General features: G+C 62.6%; 17 protein-coding genes and 2 pseudogenes. 10 read left to right on the forward strand and 9 right to left on the reverse strand.

The window, feature by feature from the left end:
• Window positions 1–82 precede the first annotated feature (82 nt).
• The 8 genes and pseudogenes from GT370_RS09680 (at window position 83) to GT370_RS09715 (ending at window position 7,143) form a co-directional block, all read left to right on the forward strand.
• Entirely contained in the window at window positions 83–853 is a 771-nt protein-coding gene (locus GT370_RS09680; protein ID WP_008491967.1) for an SDR family NAD(P)-dependent oxidoreductase, read from the forward strand.
• Between the two features lie 243 nt (window positions 854–1,096).
• Window positions 1,097–1,351, forward strand: a pseudogene (locus tag GT370_RS21395) (gamma-glutamyltransferase); the annotation flags it as partial.
• 163 nt (window positions 1,352–1,514) lie between these two features.
• A complete protein-coding gene (locus GT370_RS09690; protein ID WP_270184289.1) occupies window positions 1,515–2,177 on the forward strand; it encodes a gamma-glutamyltransferase in 663 nt (220 codons plus the stop codon).
• Window position 2,178: 1 nt separating this feature from the next.
• Window positions 2,179–3,339 (forward strand): pyridoxal phosphate-dependent aminotransferase, encoded by a 1,161-nt coding sequence (locus GT370_RS09695; RefSeq protein ID WP_008491965.1) that lies wholly within the window; start codon window positions 2,179–2,181, stop codon window positions 3,337–3,339.
• Window positions 3,340–3,432: 93 nt separating this feature from the next.
• Entirely contained in the window at window positions 3,433–4,182 is a 750-nt protein-coding gene (locus tag GT370_RS09700) for an electron transfer flavoprotein subunit beta/FixA family protein (protein ID WP_008491964.1), read from the forward strand.
• Between the two features lie 2 nt (window positions 4,183–4,184).
• A complete protein-coding gene (locus tag GT370_RS09705) occupies window positions 4,185–5,114 on the forward strand; it encodes an electron transfer flavoprotein subunit alpha/FixB family protein (protein ID WP_008491962.1) in 930 nt (309 codons plus the stop codon).
• Between the two features lie 41 nt (window positions 5,115–5,155).
• Window positions 5,156–5,982: pseudogene (locus GT370_RS09710) on the forward strand (3-hydroxyacyl-CoA dehydrogenase NAD-binding domain-containing protein).
• Between the two features lie 549 nt (window positions 5,983–6,531).
• Window positions 6,532–7,143 carry a flavin reductase family protein gene (locus GT370_RS09715; RefSeq protein WP_008491959.1) on the forward strand — a complete coding sequence of 204 codons (612 nt, stop codon included), beginning with the start codon at window positions 6,532–6,534 and terminating at the stop codon, window positions 7,141–7,143.
• A gap of 241 nt (window positions 7,144–7,384) precedes the next feature.
• Here the strand turns inward: GT370_RS09715 and GT370_RS09720 are convergent, their stop codons facing one another.
• Genes GT370_RS09720 through GT370_RS09750 form a run of 7 tightly spaced genes read right to left on the reverse strand, consistent with a single transcriptional unit; the run spans window position 7,385 to window position 11,607 of the window.
• The gene (locus tag GT370_RS09720; protein ID WP_008491958.1) at window positions 7,385–7,780 is read right to left on the reverse strand and encodes a RidA family protein; all 396 of its coding nucleotides are present in this window, start codon (window positions 7,778–7,780) and stop codon (window positions 7,385–7,387) included.
• Window positions 7,781–7,793: 13 nt separating this feature from the next.
• Window positions 7,794–8,543, reverse strand: a complete 750-nt coding sequence (locus tag GT370_RS09725; protein WP_270184290.1) for an aldolase/citrate lyase family protein — start codon at window positions 8,541–8,543, stop codon at window positions 7,794–7,796.
• A 60-nt stretch (window positions 8,544–8,603) separates the two neighbouring features.
• Window positions 8,604–9,164: a fumarylacetoacetate hydrolase family protein gene (locus tag GT370_RS09730; RefSeq protein ID WP_270184291.1), complete on the reverse strand. Its 561-nt coding sequence runs from the start codon at window positions 9,162–9,164 to the stop codon at window positions 8,604–8,606.
• Window positions 9,056–9,406: a hypothetical protein gene (locus tag GT370_RS09735; protein ID WP_270184292.1), complete on the reverse strand. Its 351-nt coding sequence runs from the start codon at window positions 9,404–9,406 to the stop codon at window positions 9,056–9,058. The genes GT370_RS09730 and GT370_RS09735 overlap by 109 nt, the downstream gene beginning before the upstream one ends.
• Window positions 9,407–9,458: 52 nt before the next feature.
• A complete protein-coding gene (locus GT370_RS09740) occupies window positions 9,459–10,262 on the reverse strand; it encodes a fumarylacetoacetate hydrolase family protein (RefSeq protein WP_270184293.1) in 804 nt (267 codons plus the stop codon).
• 8 nt (window positions 10,263–10,270) lie between these two features.
• Window positions 10,271–10,450 (reverse strand): hypothetical protein, encoded by a 180-nt coding sequence (locus GT370_RS09745; RefSeq protein WP_270184294.1) that lies wholly within the window; start codon window positions 10,448–10,450, stop codon window positions 10,271–10,273.
• The gene (locus GT370_RS09750; RefSeq protein ID WP_270184295.1) at window positions 10,411–11,607 is read right to left on the reverse strand and encodes an MFS transporter; all 1,197 of its coding nucleotides are present in this window, start codon (window positions 11,605–11,607) and stop codon (window positions 10,411–10,413) included. Before GT370_RS09750 ends, GT370_RS09745 begins: the two co-directional genes overlap by 40 nt.
• Window positions 11,608–11,772: 165 nt before the next feature.
• Here GT370_RS09750 and GT370_RS09755 point away from each other — a divergent pair, with 165 nt between their 5' ends.
• Entirely contained in the window at window positions 11,773–12,549 is a 777-nt protein-coding gene (locus GT370_RS09755) for an IclR family transcriptional regulator (RefSeq protein ID WP_008491951.1), read from the forward strand.
• A gap of 56 nt (window positions 12,550–12,605) precedes the next feature.
• Here GT370_RS09755 and GT370_RS09760 read toward each other — a convergent pair whose 3' ends face one another.
• Complete coding sequence (locus GT370_RS09760; RefSeq protein WP_270184296.1) at window positions 12,606–13,355, reverse strand: amidohydrolase family protein; 750 nt, start codon at window positions 13,353–13,355, stop codon at window positions 12,606–12,608.
• A gap of 415 nt (window positions 13,356–13,770) precedes the next feature.
• A complete protein-coding gene (locus GT370_RS09765) occupies window positions 13,771–14,682 on the reverse strand; it encodes a LysR substrate-binding domain-containing protein (RefSeq protein WP_008491949.1) in 912 nt (303 codons plus the stop codon).
• A gap of 148 nt (window positions 14,683–14,830) precedes the next feature.
• Between GT370_RS09765 and GT370_RS09770 the strand changes: the two genes are divergently transcribed.
• Window positions 14,831–15,859, forward strand: coding sequence for an ABC transporter substrate-binding protein (locus tag GT370_RS09770; protein WP_008491948.1), 1,029 nt, complete (start codon window positions 14,831–14,833; stop codon window positions 15,857–15,859).
• Window positions 15,860–15,862 lie beyond the last annotated feature (3 nt).

Raw genomic sequence — 15,862 nt, forward strand, 5'->3', positions numbered from 1 at the left:
ATCACCCGCCAGCCGGGGCTTGGGTTTACCGGGCGGCTCGTCTATTTCCCTCAGGGCAGTTATCGGTCGAAGAGGGAACATCATGGAAGGCGTCTTGGTTACCGGAGGCGGGCGGCGGCTGGGCGGCATCATCGCGCGGCATCTGGGCACAAGCGAACGCCATGTCTTCGTGCATTACCACAAGGCCGCCGAGGGAGCTGACCAGGTTGTCCGCGACATTATCGCCGCCGGTGGACATGCCAGCGCGGTCGGCGCCGATCTGGGCGATGCGGAACAGGTCGAGGCGGCCTTCCGCCAATGTGACAGCATCTGCCCCATCGGCCTGCTGATCAACAGCGCCTCCGGCTTTGACTATGACAGCGCGGTTTCGGTGACGCCGGCGGGGCTGGACGCGCATATGCGGGTCAATCTCTTCGCCCCGGCGCTGCTCACCCAATTTATGTATAAATCCCTGGTCAGCCGGAATCGGGCCGGCGTTGCGATCAGCATCGTCGATAACAAGGTGTTTGGCCTCAACCCGGATTACTTTTCCTATAGCCTGTCGAAAATCGCGCTGCATGGCATGATCCAGATGCACGCCATGGCCTTGGCGCCAACGCTGCGCGTCGCCGGCATTGCACCCGGCCTGACCCTGATCAGCAAATTGCAGTCGGAAGCGGAGTTCGAGCGCAGCCATCGCAATAACCTGATGGGCCAGGGCTGTACGCCGGATCAGATTTTGAACGCGATCGATTTTATTCTCGCCAGCCCCGCCTTCCATGGCCAGACGCTGGTGATCGATGGCGGGCAGGTGCTGCAGCGCCAGGGGCGGGATGTCGTCTTCCTGGAAAACCCGTCTTTGGCCGTACCGTGAGGCTGGCGTTGCGAGTCATGGCGTTCACGGCTAAGCAAACCGGGTCACGTGTCTCAAGGGTCAATTAACTTGCAGAACCGCCTTCGCGCCTTCGGCGCCCTCGCCGCCCTTTCCCTGCTCACCGGCTGCGGTGTCGGCCACTCTCTCGGACATGAGTTGCTCGGCTTGAATGACGGCAGCCCGACCTCCGGAACGGTGCCCTCCCAGTTCGGTTACGCCGTGGCCGATGCGCCCGAGGCGGCGGTGATTGGGCGTGATATCCTGAACCGTGGCGGCAATGCGGTTGACGCGGCGGCGGCTGAAGGCTTCGCCCAGGCGGTGACCCTGCCCTCCCGCAGCGGGCTCGGCGGCGGCGGTGCCTGCATCATCAAGATGCCCGGCCCGGATGGGAAAATGCAGAAGCCGGTCATGCTGAGCTTCCCTGCTGGGCTTCCAGCACAGACGAGCGGCGACCGCCCGGCCGCCGTGCCGCTGCTGGCGCGCGGACTCCTGGCGATGCAGGTGCGCTATGGCCAATTGCCGCTATCTTCCGTGATTGTCCCGGCCGAACGGCTGGCCGGGGGGCCCCGGTCTCGCAGGCCCTGGAGAGTGATCTCCAGGTGGTGGGCAACGCCCTGCTGGCAGACCCGCAGGCTGCGGCGGTGTTCGCCCCGGCGGCACCTTGCTGGCGGCGGGCGCCAATTTGCAGCAGCCCGACCTCGCCGCGACGCTGGAGAGCCTGCGTGTGAACGGCGTCAACGGGCTCTATGCGGGCATGGGGGCGGCGCAATTCGCAAAGGCCGCCGACCAGGCCGGCGGCGGCCTGACCACAGGCGATCTTGTGAATGCGACACCGCACTATGGCGCGCCGGACATAACGCAGCAGGGGGGATATCAGGTCGCCAGCCTGCCCGTATCGCCTGACGCTGCCGGACGGGCGCTGCCCGCCTCGGCCAGCTTCATGGCTTTGGACAAAAAGGGCGGCGCGGTGATTTGCGTGACCTCGATGAATAATCTCTTTGGCACGGGGCGGATTGCGCCGGGCACCGGCATCTTGCTGGCCGCCTCGCCCAGGACCGCCCCAACGCCGGATCTGGCTGCCGAGATGGCCTATACCGGCGGCAATGATGCCTTCCGGGCGGCGGCCACCGGCACCGGGCAGAACGCCGCGGCGGCGGCCGCGCGCATTGGTCTGGACAATGCGTTGACCGGCCAAAACGCCCCCATCCCCGCCCCTGGCCGCGCCAACATCATCTCCTGCCCGAACAATGTCCCGGGTGGCGAGGCCAGCTGCCGCGCCAGCACGGCGCCGGGCGCCAACGGACTGGCCATCGGCGGGCGCTGAATTGGCCCTGAAAATCGGCGCGGGACGGCTCGTCCCGCCCTTTCAGGTGATGGATGTCATCCTCGCCGCCAACCAGCGCGCGGCAAGCCTGCAAGCCGGTGAGGCGAAGATTTTACGCATGGAGGTCGGTCAACCGGGGACCGGCCTGCCCAGCGGGGCGCGTGAGGCCGTTGAGGCCGCGCTGCGGAGCGGCGCCGCCTTGGGCTATACTGACGGGCTGGGCCTGCCATCGCTGAAAGCCCGGATCGCCCGGCATATCGCCGAATGGTACGGCATAGAGGTGCCGCCCAACCGCATCGCGGTGACCGTCGGCGCCTCGGGCGGATTTCCCCTGGCCTTTCTGTCCAGCTTCGATGTTGGCGACGTGGTCGCGCTCGCGGCCCCCTACTACCCGCCTTATTACAATATTTTACTGGCACTTGGGCTGCGGCCGCTGGTCCTGCCCTGCGGCATCGAGACAGGGTTTCAGCCGACGGTGGAAATGCTCGACGCCCTGCCCCGCAAGCCTGATGGGCTGATCGTCGCCAGCCCGGCGAACCCCACCGGCTCGATGCTCCCGGCGGACAAGCTGGCAGCGCTTTGCCATTATTGCGATGCGGCCGGGATTCGCCTGATCTCGGACGAGATCTATCACGGCCTCACTTACGGCAAGCCGCAGGCCTCAGCCGCCCAGTTTTCTGCGAGTGCTATCGTCATCAACTCGTTTTCCAAGTATTTTTCCATGACCGGCTGGCGGATCGGCTGGATGGTGCTGCCCGAGGACATGGTGCGCATCACCGAGCGCCTCGCCCAGAATATGTTCATCTGCCCGCCCCATATCGCGCAGGTGGCGGCCGAGGCCGCCATGGATTGCCGGGTGGAACTGGAAGCGAATCGCGCCGGCTACGCCCATGCCCGGGAGCTGCTGATGGCGGGGTTGCGGGAGGCCGGCTTCTCCACATTCTCCCCGCCCGATGGGGCCTTCTACCTTTACGCCGACATCGAAGGCCGGGCGCAGGACAGTGCCACCTTCTGCGCGCGCTTGCTGGCGGCGCAGAATATCGCCGCGACGCCGGGGCTGGATTTCGACGCGCAACGCGGCGGCCGGTATTTCCGCCTCAGCTATTGCGGGCCTTTGGAGGATGTCAAAGAGGCCATCACCAGGCTGAAACAGCTCGGCTGAGTTTATTTACTCGCGAGTAAATAAAGGCTATCCAAAGCGTCGGGCATCGCATATCAAGGATGACCCTTCGAGGGACAGTTCAGAGGTATCAAAATGAAATTGCTGGTCGCCGTGAAGCGGGTGGTCGACTATAACGTCAAGGTTCGCGTCAAATCCGATGGGTCTGGCGTGGAAACCGCCGGCGTGAAAATGTCGATGAACCCCTTCGATGAAATCGCCGTGGAAGAAGCCGTTCGCCTGAAGGAAAAGGGCATCGCGTCTGAGATCATCGCGGTCTCGATCGGCGTGACCCAGGCCCAGGAAACCATCCGGACCGCGCTGGCCATGGGCGCTGACCGGGGCATTCTGGTGGAAACCGAAACTGCCGTTGAACCTTTGGCCGTCGCCAAGATCCTGAAGGAAGTGGCGCTGAAGGAAGATGTTGAGGCGGTGATCCTCGGCAAACAGGCGATCGACGATGACATGAACGCAACCGGGCAGATGCTCGCCGCCCTGCTCGACTGGCCGCAGGCGACATTCGCCTCCAAGGTTGAGATCGCCGATGGCGCCGCGACCGTGACCCGCGAAATCGACGGCGGCCTGGAGACGGTGAAACTGACCCTGCCGGCCGTCATCACCGCGGATTTGCGGCTGAATGAGCCGCGCTACGCGTCGCTGCCGAACATCATGAAAGCCCGCAAAAAAACCATCGATACGCTCAAGCCGGCCGATCTTAACGTGGATATCACGCCACGTTTGACCTTGATCAATGTCAGCGAGCCACCGACGCGCAAAGCTGGCATCAAGGTGCCGGACGTGGCCAGCCTGGTCGAGAAACTCCGCAACGAAGCAAAGGTGATCTGATCATGACGTCTTTGGTGATCCTTGATTTTGACGCCGCCGGCATCAAGCAGCCGTCACGCTCGGCCATTGCCGCGGCGGCCCGGCTTGGCGATGTGCATGTCCTCCTCGCGGGCGAAAATGTTAGCAACATCGCGGAACAGGCCGCGAAACTCGCTGGCGTGTCCAAGGTGCTGGTGGCGGATGACGCGGCTTATGCGCATCACCTCGCTGAACCGATGGCCGCGGTGATCATGTCGGTTGCTGGAAATTACAGCCATATTCTGCAGGCTGCCACCGCGTCCGGAAAAAACGTCCTGCCCCGTGTCGCGGCGCTGCTGGACGTGCAGCCTATTTCCGATATCTCGGATGTCGTCGATGCCGATACCTTCGTCCGGCCGATCTATGCCGGCAACGCCATGGCGACCGTCAAATCCGCTGACAAGGTGAAAATCATCACCGTGCGCGCGGCGTCCTTTGATCCGGTCGCTACGGAAGGCGGCGCGGCGCCGGTTGAGGCGGTTTCCGCGGCCCGCCCCGCGGAAAAATCCGCCTATGTCGGCGAGGAGATTTCCAAGTCCGAGCGGCCGGAACTCACCGCCGCCCGCATCATCATCTCGGGCGGCCGCGGCATGCAGGCGGGCGATAATTTCGCCAAGCTGATCGAGCCGATCGCCGACAAGCTTGGCGCCGCTGTTGGCGCGTCACGCGCCGCCGTGGATGCGGGCTTCGTGCCCAATGATTATCAGGTCGGCCAGACCGGTAAAATCGTCGCCCCCGAACTTTACATCGCGGTTGGCATTTCGGGCGCCATTCAGCATCTGGCCGGCATGAAGGACTCCAAGGTCATCGTCGCCATCAACAAGGATGAGGACGCGCCGATCTTTCAGGTGGCCGATTACGGACTTGTCGGCGACCTGTTCACGATTCTGCCCGAACTAGAGAAGGCCCTTTAATCATGAGCATCCGCAAAATCGGTATCATCGGCGCGGGTTTGATGGGAAACGGCATCGCTCACGCGGCGCTGATATCCGGTTTTGACGTGGTGCTCGTGGACGCGTTCGCGGCGGCTTTGGATAAAGGCCTTGCCACGATCCATAAAAACATGGAACGGCAGGTTTCCAAGGCGACGATAACGGAAGCCGACAAAGCCAGCGCGCTTGCGCGCCTGATCAGCTCGACCGATTATCACGCCTTGGCCGGAACCGATATCGTCATCGAAGCCGTTCCGGAATCCCTGCAGATCAAAGAGGCGATCTACGCGGAACTCAAGGATGTTCTGGCGCCAGAGACGATATTGGCCTCCAATACATCCTCGATTTCCATTACCGCTCTGGCCGCGTTGTCCGGCCGGCCGGATAAATTCATCGGGCTGCATTTCTTCAATCCCGTCCCGATGATGAAGCTGGTCGAGATCATCCGTGGGTTGGCCACCTCGGAACAAACCTACGAACTGGCGACAAAACTTGCCGCGCAACTCAACAAGACGGCCGCGGTTGCGCAGGATGCCCCGGGTTTTATCGTCAATCGCCTGCTTTGCCCGATGCTGAATGAAGCCATCTTCATGCTGGCGGAAGGCGTTGCGGACGCGAATTCGATCGACAACGCGATGAAGCTCGGCGCCAATCATCCGATGGGACCACTGGCACTTGCCGACTTTATCGGACTGGACACGCTGCTTTCGATCATGCGCGTGCTTCATGCGGAACTGGGCGAAGACAAATACCGCCCTGCCCGCTGCTTGTGAAATATGTGAATGCCGGATGGATGGGGCGCAAATCCGGGCGCGGATTTTACAATTACGAAAGTGCTGCGAAAGCCTAGCTGCCTGGTTGCGGGACATCATTGGCGTAATAGAGGCTTTTATCGACCTTGGGCGGCAGGTCATCGCTATCTGCGGGCTTGGAGTTTGGGTTTGCCATAAGATAGCGCGGCGGCGATCAACAAGGGCTAATCTTCTGGGGCGCAAAGGCGCGTGATCTGCCCCTCGGTCTGTCCGTTCGAGCATGGCGAGACGATTGCGTTGCCCAGGCATGTTTCCGGCAGATCGAGGGGTGTGGCGCCTATGGATTTCCCGATCGCCATGCGGCGAGTTTCGCCAAGCTGCTCTAAGTCTCCGCCTGGGGCAAATACTGGAGCCACTCCTTTCAGATCAAGGCTTTTGTCGGCTATTGGCGCGGCACCGCGCGGCCTGGCTGCCTGAACAGGCTGGGTCATCAGAGCACCGCCAGGCGGGGCGAAGAATGAAGGTCCACGATCCGGACACTTCATCCCAGCGGTTCTGGAAGAGGCCACGAGCCGACAGCATACTGGGAACACCATCCATTTGCGCCGCCAAATATGCCGCGCGGGACCACCACACGGAGCTTATCTTTGATCATCGACCCCGCTTCACTCAGCGCCGAGCAATCCTACAAGCTTCTCACCGGCATGATCGTGCCGCGCCCGATTGCCTGGGTGACGTCCCTGTCCGAGGCCGGAATTATCAATCTCGCCCCCTTCAGCGCCTTCACCTTTCTGGCGCCCAAGCCGCCGATGCTGGGGATCAGCATCGGTCACAAAGCCGGGGTGTACAAGGATACTTCACGCAATATCCTGACGCGCGAGGAGTTTGTCGTGCATGTCGCGGATGTTTCACAGATCGATGCCGTGCATCAAAGCGCCATCGAATATCCAAGCGACATCAGCGAGGTTGACGAGATCGGGCTGGAAACCACCGCCTCTGAGGAGATCAGCGTCCCTCGGCTGGTGGTGGCCCCCGTGGCGATGGAATGCCGTTTTCGTACCTGCTTGGAATTCGGCGAAACCCGAAGCAGGCTGATCGTCGGCGAGGTGATCAAATTCCATATCCGCCCTGGGCTTCTGCGCGATGGCAAAATCGACACACATATGCTCAATCCGATCGCGCGGGTGGCAGGTCCGGTCTATGCGTCGCTGGGAGAAATGATCGTCAAGCCGGCGATCAAGCAAACACCAAAGCAGTGAGCCGGGCTCCGGGCCACCACCCTTTATAAATCAAGATAAGACTGGAAATCGTTTTTCGATTTTTTCGAAAGAGGCGGCGAGCAAGACACTTGGTTTTTGCAAAATGCCTCGATAAACCAAGACCTTTATAAACTCTTCCCAAGCTCGCCTTGAAACCATCGTGAGAGCAATATGTGTTTAGATTGACGCGCCACCGGCAAAATACCCCCCCAATTGCTCGCTAAACCGAAAGCCTGAGGCGCTAAGAGGCCTCCGGCAAGATCGCGATGAATTCTGCCTCCACGAGCTTTTCGCCCCCCAGCACGCGGCTCATTGTCGCGCGCGCCGGGCGAGATGCCTCGTCCGGGAACATCGCCAGCCATCCAGGATTGATCGCCTCGCGGGCATTGCGGTCGTTCATCCAGACGGTGACCTTCAGAATATCCTCAAGCCCGCCGCCCGCTGCCTCGATGATCCGGCGCATATGCGTGTACATATTGGCCGCCTGTTCGGGCAGGCTGGGCGGCAGCGCGCCGGTCTGCGGGTCCGCGCCGATCACCAGCCCTGAGACCAGCACGCGGTCGATGACACAGGCGGCGGGGATCGGGTTCACATGCTTGAACCCGTCGATATAGATGCTAGTGCGACGAGACGCCATGATCAGACCCTTTTCAATAGCCGGACGGACGGGGAGTAGGGGCGGCGCTGCCCTTGAAGCGGGCGGCGAGATCATCGACACCGCGCGCCAGCAGCCCGACATCCGTGCCCACCGCGACGAAGCCGAATCCTTCGGCCAGGCAGTCGCGGGCGAAGGCGTCGTCGGTCGCCAGAATGCCGGCGGGTTTGCCGAGCCGGCGCAGCCGTGCGACGGCATCGCTGATCATCCTGCGCTGGTCGGGATGCTGCGGCTGGCCGAGATGGCCGTAGGAGGCGGCGAGGTCCGATGGGCCGATGAAGACGCCGTCTATGCCGGGCACGCTGGCGATGGCCTCGAGATTTTCCATGCCGGTGACGGTCTCGATCTGCACCAGCAGGCAAATCTCCTCGGCAGCGCCGGTGAGATAGCCGCCGGCACGGCCCCAGCGCGAGGCCCGGCCCAAGGCCGCTCCGACACCGCGCACACCCTCCGGCGGGTAGCGCGTGGCTGCAACCAGCGCCTGCGCCTGCGCGGCGGTTTCCACCATCGGGATCAGCAGCGTCTGCGCGCCGATATCGAGATAGCGCTTGATGAGAACGGTATCGCCAATCGGCGGGCGCACCACCGGCTGCGCCGCGTAAGGGGCAATGGCCTGCAACTGCGCCAGCGTGCTCGCTACGCCGTTGGGCGCGTGCTCGCAATCCACCAGCAGCCAGTCAAACGCGCTGACGGCACAAAGTTCCGCCGTGTAGGCGGAGACGAGGCCGAGCCAGAGCCCAGTCAACGGCTCCCCGGCGGCGAGGCGTCGCTTAAACAGATTAGGCGGGTTTTCCATGGCGTTTCCTCATACGAACCGGCAGAAGATGCTGCCAAGCCGACCGAAATCGGCATGCACCTGATCCCCGGCGCGCATATCCAGCGCGCGGGTGAAGGCGCCCGCCAGCACGACCTCGCCGGCCTCCAGCGTCACCCCATGCGCCGCCAGCTTGTTCGCCAGCCAGGCGATGCCAGTGGCGGGATGCCCAAGCACACCCGCCGCCAGCCCGGTTTCCTCGATGGTGCCGTTCACATGCAGAAGAGCCCCGCTCCAGCGCAGATCGATCTGAGCCGGCCGCACCGGCGAACCGCCCAGGATCAAAGCGGCGTTGCCGGCATTATCCGCGATATTATCGATGATGGTCTTGCCCATGCCGGTCTCGGGATCGACGCGCGGGGTGCGGCTATCGATGATCTCCAGCGCCGGGACGATGTATTCGGTGGCGCGTAGCACATCGAACAGCGTACAGCCCGGCCCTTTCAGCGGGCTGCGCAGCAGGAAGGCCAGCTCCACCTCCAGTTTCGGCGCGATGAAGCGCGCGCGCGGGATGGCGGCACCGGGCTCCAGGAACATGTCATCCAGCAGCACGCCGTAATCCGGCTCATCAATGCCAGCAGCGTCTGCATGGCACGCGAGGTCAAGCCGATCTTGTGGCCTTTGACGATGGCCCCGGCAGCGCACTTCGCCTGGACCCAATGCTCCTGGATCGCGTAGGCTTCGGCCAGGCTCAAATCCGGCATGGATTTGGAGAGCTGGCGCATCGGCGTGCGGGTGCGCTCGGCCTGGTCCAGCGCCTCGGCGATCCGAGCGATATCTGCGGCATCACGCATGCTCACGCCTCCTCCGCCACCTGGTTGCGCAGCGTGCCGATGGCGGGGCAGCTCACCTCCACCACATCCCGGCCTTGAGGAAGCGCGGCGGGGTGAAACGCACCCCCGCCCCGGTCGGCGTGCCGGTGACAATGATGTCCCCGGGATTGAGCGTCATGAACGAGGTGATGTAGGCCAGCAGATCCGCGAAGGGGAATATCAGCCGGGAGGTATCGTCGCTCTGCCGGACTTGGCCATTCACTTTGGTCTGCAAGGCCAAAGGTTGCGTGAAATCGATCGCATCGGCGCTGACAATCCAGGGGCCAAGGCTGCCCGAGCGGTCGAAATTCTTGCCCTGGGTGACGTTGAATTTGCCATGATGCAGCCAGTCGCGAATGGTGCCCTCATTGCACAAGGTCAGACCAAATATATAAGAATGCGCGTCCTCGCGCGAAATCTTGGTGGCGGTCTTGCCGATCACCAGGGCGATCTCGCCTTCATAATCGAGCTGCTCTGAAACGCGCGGGCGGATCAGGGGCTCACCGCTGCCAACGAAGGATGTCGGAGCGCGAAAAAACAGGCTCGGATATTTCGGCACTGGCTTATCGTCCTTATATTCCTCGTTGCGATCTGCATAATTCACGCCGACACACAGGATTTTCTCTGGCGCGGGAATCGGTGGCAGCAGCCACAACGCCGCCAGCTGATGATCCGGCGCGGCCCGCATCACGCTGGTAAGATCGTGATCGGCGCTTGCGATGAAGTCACGCAGCGTCGGGCAATGCACGCCGAAGTGGGATTTGAGGTCGATCACCCCGTCCCCGCGGACGATGCCGTAGGAGGCGCCCTGGGCGGTTTCGTAGCTGACAAATTTCATAGGGCTGATCACGCTCCATTCTTCGCGGTGACGGTCGTCTGGCCGTAGGTCTCGGCGGTCATCGCGGCATCGCGGGTTTTGCGCGGCGCAGTTTCCGGCAGCATGAAGCCGATGAGCAGGAACAAGGCAGCCGAAGGCAGCGCGATCATCATGCCCAGAAACAGCGAGCCACCCGCCGCGGCGGCCACCAGCGGCACCACCACCGGGCCAGGCTGCCAATGGCGCGGCCCATCATATAGATGCTCGATGTCGCGGTGGAGCGCATGCCGACGGGAAACAGCTCCGAGATCCACGGTCCGGAGACGCCGAGCGAAGCATTGCCGATGACGAAGAGCAGATAGCTCCAGAACATCGGCCAGGCGACAAGCGACCCCGCATAAGGCTGGGTGGAGAAAAACGCCATGAGCGCCAGGCTGATGACCCAGATGCTACCGGGGATGACCGCGCCGATGCGCCGGCCCTGGCGGTCATTCAGCCAGCCAAACACCAGGTAGGCGCCACAGGAAATCGGCGTTCCGATCAGCACGATGCTGCGCACCTCCGCCGGCGGCACCGCCATATCCTTGATCCACAAGGTCGGCAGGAACACCAGAATGGCGTAGAAGGTGAACATATAGCTCATGATCCAGGCGATGCCGCCCAGAAAACGCAGCCGATAGGTCGGCAGCAGCAGGTCCAGCCATTCCGGCCGGACCCGACGCGCGGCCGGCGCGCTGGCGAGACTATGTTGATGCGCCTGCCAGAGTTTTGATTCCGGTATGGCGAAGCGAACAAAGATCATCAGCAGAATCGGCGCGCCGCCGGTCAGCAGCGCCACCCGCCAGCCCAGCTCCGGGCCATATTGCTTCAGCGCCCAGATGCCAACCACCGAGGCCACCGCGGTGCCCAGTACGGCGCTGCCCTGCACGCAGGCGCTGCCAATGCCCCGCCGGCGGGCGTTCCAGACCTCGTTGAACAACACCATCCCCGCCCCCCATTCGCCGCCGAGGCCAATGCCGGTGATGAAGCGCAGCCCGAAGAGCATCTCAAAGCTGTTGGAAAAGGCTGACAGAATCGCACCGATGGAGAACATCGCGAGTGCCCACTGCAAAGCGGTCTTGCGGCCATAGCGGTCGCCGACCAGCCCGAAGGCCGCGCCGCCAATCACCGAGCCCACCAGCGTCGCGGTGGCGATCAGCCCGGCCTGGCCGAGACTCAGATGCATAGAGGCGCGAATGGCACCGAGCACGAAGGTCAAGATCAGGACGTTATACATATCCAGGCCGAAGCCGAGTATCGCCGAAACGATAATCGCCAGCTTCTGGCCGCTGCTATAGGCGCTCAACGCGGCTTGGGCGTCGTTCATGCGTTCCCCCTCATTGCTGCCGGGCTTTATTGGTGCCGCCGGCATGCTTGCTGCTTTCCTGCGCTCCCCGGCCGGGCAGGACAATTGCGGGGGCTTGGATTTGTCCGTATCGTGGACATCTAATTCAAAACCAGAAGGGCCGCGCGGGCTGGCCAAGGGGCGGAAATGGACGATGACGCGAGCGGCAAGGCCGAGGGCGCGCAAAGCATCCGGCGGGCGGTGGCGATCTTGTCCGTGCTGGCCGCCGGCCAGGAGGCCGGGGTGCGACTGACCGATGTCACCGAGCGCACCGGGCTCAGCCGGCCGACCTGCCATCGGATTCTGAAGGTGCTGATTGAAGAGAATATCGTCGAGCAAAATCCGTCGACGCGCCGCTACGCGATCGGCGAGCAAATCCCGATGCTGGCGCTGGCGCGGGTCGGGCGCACGCCCTTCCTGCGCGCGGCGGAGACAGAGCTGCGGCGGATCTCGGCCGAGATCGGCGATACCATGTTCCTCACCGTGCGCACCGGGCTGGATACGCTCTGCGTCGCGCGCCGGCTGGGCGTGTTCCCGATCCAGGTGCTGATGGTCGATGTCGGCCAGCGCCGGCCTCTGGGCATGAGCAGCGCCGGGCTGGCGATGCTGGCACGGCTGCAGGAGGGGGAGCGCGAGGAGATTCTGGCCCAGAACGAGGTACGGCTGCGCCGTCTCGGCCTCAGCCTGCCGCGGGTGCGCGAGCTGGTGGCGACAACGCAGCGGCGCGGCCATGTCATCCGCGAGCATGGGCTGATTCCCGGGACCAAGGTGGTTTCCGTGGCGCTTGAGGCGCCAGGCGGCAAATCACTGGCCGCCTTCACCGCCGCAGGCATCGACCGGCGCATGTCTCAGCAGCGTACGGCGGAAATCGCGGCGCGTTTGAAGGAGAGCGTGGCGAGGATTGAGACGATGCTGCCGCGTTGAGACACACATGAAAGATGTGGGATGTTTTGAAAAACACCCCACATCCGCAAAGATCTTTAAAACGAGTCTACGTTAGAATCCGAACAGCTGCGCGGGTTGTCGACGAGGATGCTGTGTCGCTCCGCTTCGTCCGGCACGCAGCGGAACAGAAACTCCATCAGCTCCGCATCATTCGGCGGCGGCTTTACCGAGATCGGGTGCGGCCAGTCACTGCCCCACACACAGCGCTGCGGCGCGGTCTCGATATAGCGCCGTGCAATCGGCATCACATCATCCCAAGGCGGCCCCTGGCGCGAGGTTTTTTCAGTCAAGGACAGCATCACCCAGAAATTGCCGCGCTTGAGCAGCTCAGTCATTTTCAGCAGATTGGCATCCGTCTCCCCGGCGTCCGGGTCTGGGCGGGCCATATGGTCGATCAGGACCGGAATGTCGAGATTTTCGTAGAATTCGACACCTTCGATGATGCCGGTCTTCTCCGGCTGGATTTTCGCATACCAGCCTAACTCGCGCATCACCGCGACGGCACGGTCGAATTCGGCGCGCGAGAGTTTCACCCCCAGCTCCTGGCGAAAGGAAAAACGCGCCCCGCGTATGCCGGCCTCATGCAGCGCCGCCAGCTCCTTATCCGTGGCGGTGGCGAATAGAATGGCGTTGGCGCAGCCTCGATAATTCGGCCCTGCCCGCTTCAGCCCATCCAGCACCACGCTATGGTCGGCGCCGTAGGTGGTGGTCTGCACGATAACGCCACGAGTGATGCCCAGAATCTTGTGCATCGCCAAGGCGCGCTCGATGGTCGCGGAGGGCATTTCATAATGCGCGCCCGGCCGGGCGGGTAGCGCGCCGGGTCGCCCAGAACATGGAACTGCGCGTCGCAGGTCAGAGGCGGCGGCAGCTGGGCTGGGGGCGCGGGGCGGGATGGAACGGAAAATAATGGGTCATGGCAGTGCTGCCGAAAGCTCCAGCCGTCGCATTCTAACAAGACGCGACACGCAAATCTTCTGGAAGCTTCCTGCTTGTCCTCCTTATTGCTGGTCCACGGCCCTATGACACTGGCCGCACCCCTGCATCTGCCGGCCGACGGGCGCCACCTTCAACACGAAACGCCGCATCACGTCCGTATTATGGACAATCCATGGACACCGCCGAGAAGAGCAGCACCGCCGCTGCCACCGGCTTCGCGCGCAACCGTCCATCACTTATATAATGTAAAATTCAACGATATCATTGAATTTCCTCGATCTCGCCAATGCCGTCGAGGGCTTTTTTCAATTGTACAATTAGCGCCACGACCAGCATCGGCGGTGCGGCACTCGGCGGCAGCAGCACGTTGAACTGAAACGGCACCGTCGGCGCCAGCGGGCGGATCACCGCGCGATCGGCAAAATCCCGCGCGGTGATGGCATCCACCACCGTCACCCCGGCGCCATGCACCGCCAGCTCACAGGCCGCGAAGGCATTCTGGGTTTCCACATCCAGCACGCGGATGACATTTTCCGAATCGAACAGCGCGTCCACCAGATGTCGCATGCGGTAGGTGCGGCCAAGAGAGATAAAGCTCTCGCCTTGAAAATCCGCCGGGTTTAGGCTTTTCCGCGCGGCCAAGCGGTGGCCCGGCGCCAGGACCGCCACCGCCGGCACGCGAATGGTCCAGCCATGGCGCAGCGGCGCCTGGTCCGGCAGAGGCAGCACGAAACCGACATCCGCTGTCCGGTTCAGCAGACTTTCCCGGACCTCGCGCGAGCTTTCCAGCGTGAATGAAATTTTTAAACCCGGATGCGCGCAGCGCAATTGCGAGACCAGACGCGGCAGAAAGCTCAATCCCAGAATCGGCAGGGCGGCGATGCTGAGCTCGCCATGGCCGGAGACGCGGATTTCCTGCACCAGCTCTTCGATCCTGCGGGCACCGACGAAAAACCGCGCGACTTCCTCATGCAACCGCAGCGCCTCGATCGTCGGCGCCAGCCGGCGGCGGGCGCGTTCGAACAGCCGCAGACCGATCCCGTGTTCCAGCGAACTCAGCAGCTTGCTGACGGCGGGTTGCGACATTCCCAGCGTTTCCGCCGCCCGCGTGACCGAACCGCAGCGCAGCACGGCATCGAAGGCTTCCAGCTCCCGCAATCTGGTCGGTGTCATCGCGCTCCCGTTTCATAACTAAGAGGAATGAAAACATATAAAACGAATATTTGACGGAATGAAGTGGTCAATGCAATCGTTGAAATGATGATTTGGCACGCAAATGCCTTGATTTGAGCCTCAACCTACCAATGGGAGACTAAAATCTGTGCGTAAACAATTTTTCCTGCTCGCTTTAGGCGCAGCCACCCTTCCCGCTGCGGCCCACGCCGACAACACGCTGTATGTTGCCGCTTATGGCGGCTCATTTCAGACCATCATGCAGAGCGCGGTGTTTCCGGCCTTCGAGAAGGCGCACCATGTGCATATTCAATATATCGCCGGCAATTCCTCTGATACGCTCGCCAAGCTGCAAGCGGAAAAGGCGCATCCGGACATCGATCTCGCGATCATGGATGACGGGCCGATGTATCAGGCCTTGTCGCTGCATTTCTGCGCGCCGCTGAAGCCGGGGCCGAATTATCAGAATGTCTATTCCATCGCCAAAATCAGCCCCGATGCGGTCGGCACCGGACTGGTGGCGGTGGGCATTGCGTATAATGCCGACGCCTTCAAGAAGAATGGCTGGGCGCCGCCGAGCAGCTGGGCGGATCTGGCGGACCCGAAATATAAAGGCCGCATCGCCATGCCCGGGCTCGACAATACCTACGGGCTCGACGCGCTGCTGATGTACGCGAAAATACACGGCGGCGGCGGCGATAATATCCAGCCGGGCTTCGATTACATGGCCGCGAAGATCGCCCCCAACATGGATGCGTTCGAAAGCTCACCGGGCGCGATGTCCCAGCTTTTCCAGAGCGGCGAGATCGTCGCCTCGATCTGGGGCACCAGCCGCACCTTCTCCGTAGCGCAGACCGGCTTTCCGCTGCGCTTCGCCTACCCGAAAGAGGGCGCGCCAGAGCTGATGGATACCGCCTGCGTGGTGAATGGCGCGCATGACAACAAGGATGCGCAGGCATTGATCGAGTATCTGCTCTCGCCCGACGTGCAGAAGATCTTCGCGCTGAAATCCGGCACCGGCCCGGTGAACAAGACCGTGAAGCTGACACCGACGCAAGCGCAGAACATTCCCTACGGGCCGAATGTGATGTCCACCCTCGTCTCTTTCGATTGGAACAGGGTGAACGCCGCCCGGCCGGCCTGGCAGGCGCAATGGAACCGGCAGATCGAGAAATAAGAG

The organism is Acidocella sp. MX-AZ03 (genome assembly GCF_027626035.1).
GTDB lineage: Bacteria > Pseudomonadota > Alphaproteobacteria > Acetobacterales > Acetobacteraceae > Acidocella > Acidocella facilis.

Bases quoted from the DNA above. Each gene is read 5' to 3' on its own strand.
- GT370_RS09760 (WP_270184296.1), bottom strand. From the start codon at position 13,355: ATGCCCTCCGCGACCATCGAGCGCGCCTTGGCGATGCACAAGATTCTG.
- GT370_RS09735 (WP_270184292.1), bottom strand. From the start codon at position 9,406: ATGCGTGATGCCGCAGATATCGCTCGGATCGCCGAGGCGCTGGACCAG.
- GT370_RS09705 (WP_008491962.1), top strand. From the start codon at position 4,185: ATGACGTCTTTGGTGATCCTTGATTTTGACGCCGCCGGCATCAAGCAG.
- GT370_RS09755 (WP_008491951.1), top strand. From the start codon at position 11,773: ATGGACGATGACGCGAGCGGCAAGGCCGAGGGCGCGCAAAGCATCCGG.
- GT370_RS09740 (WP_270184293.1), bottom strand. From the start codon at position 10,262: ATGAAATTTGTCAGCTACGAAACCGCCCAGGGCGCCTCCTACGGCATC.
- GT370_RS09700 (WP_008491964.1), top strand. From the start codon at position 3,433: ATGAAATTGCTGGTCGCCGTGAAGCGGGTGGTCGACTATAACGTCAAG.
- GT370_RS09765 (WP_008491949.1), bottom strand. From the start codon at position 14,682: ATGACACCGACCAGATTGCGGGAGCTGGAAGCCTTCGATGCCGTGCTG.
- GT370_RS09680 (WP_008491967.1), top strand. From the start codon at position 83: ATGGAAGGCGTCTTGGTTACCGGAGGCGGGCGGCGGCTGGGCGGCATC.
- GT370_RS09750 (WP_270184295.1), bottom strand. From the start codon at position 11,607: ATGAACGACGCCCAAGCCGCGTTGAGCGCCTATAGCAGCGGCCAGAAG.
- GT370_RS09720 (WP_008491958.1), bottom strand. From the start codon at position 7,780: ATGGCGTCTCGTCGCACTAGCATCTATATCGACGGGTTCAAGCATGTG.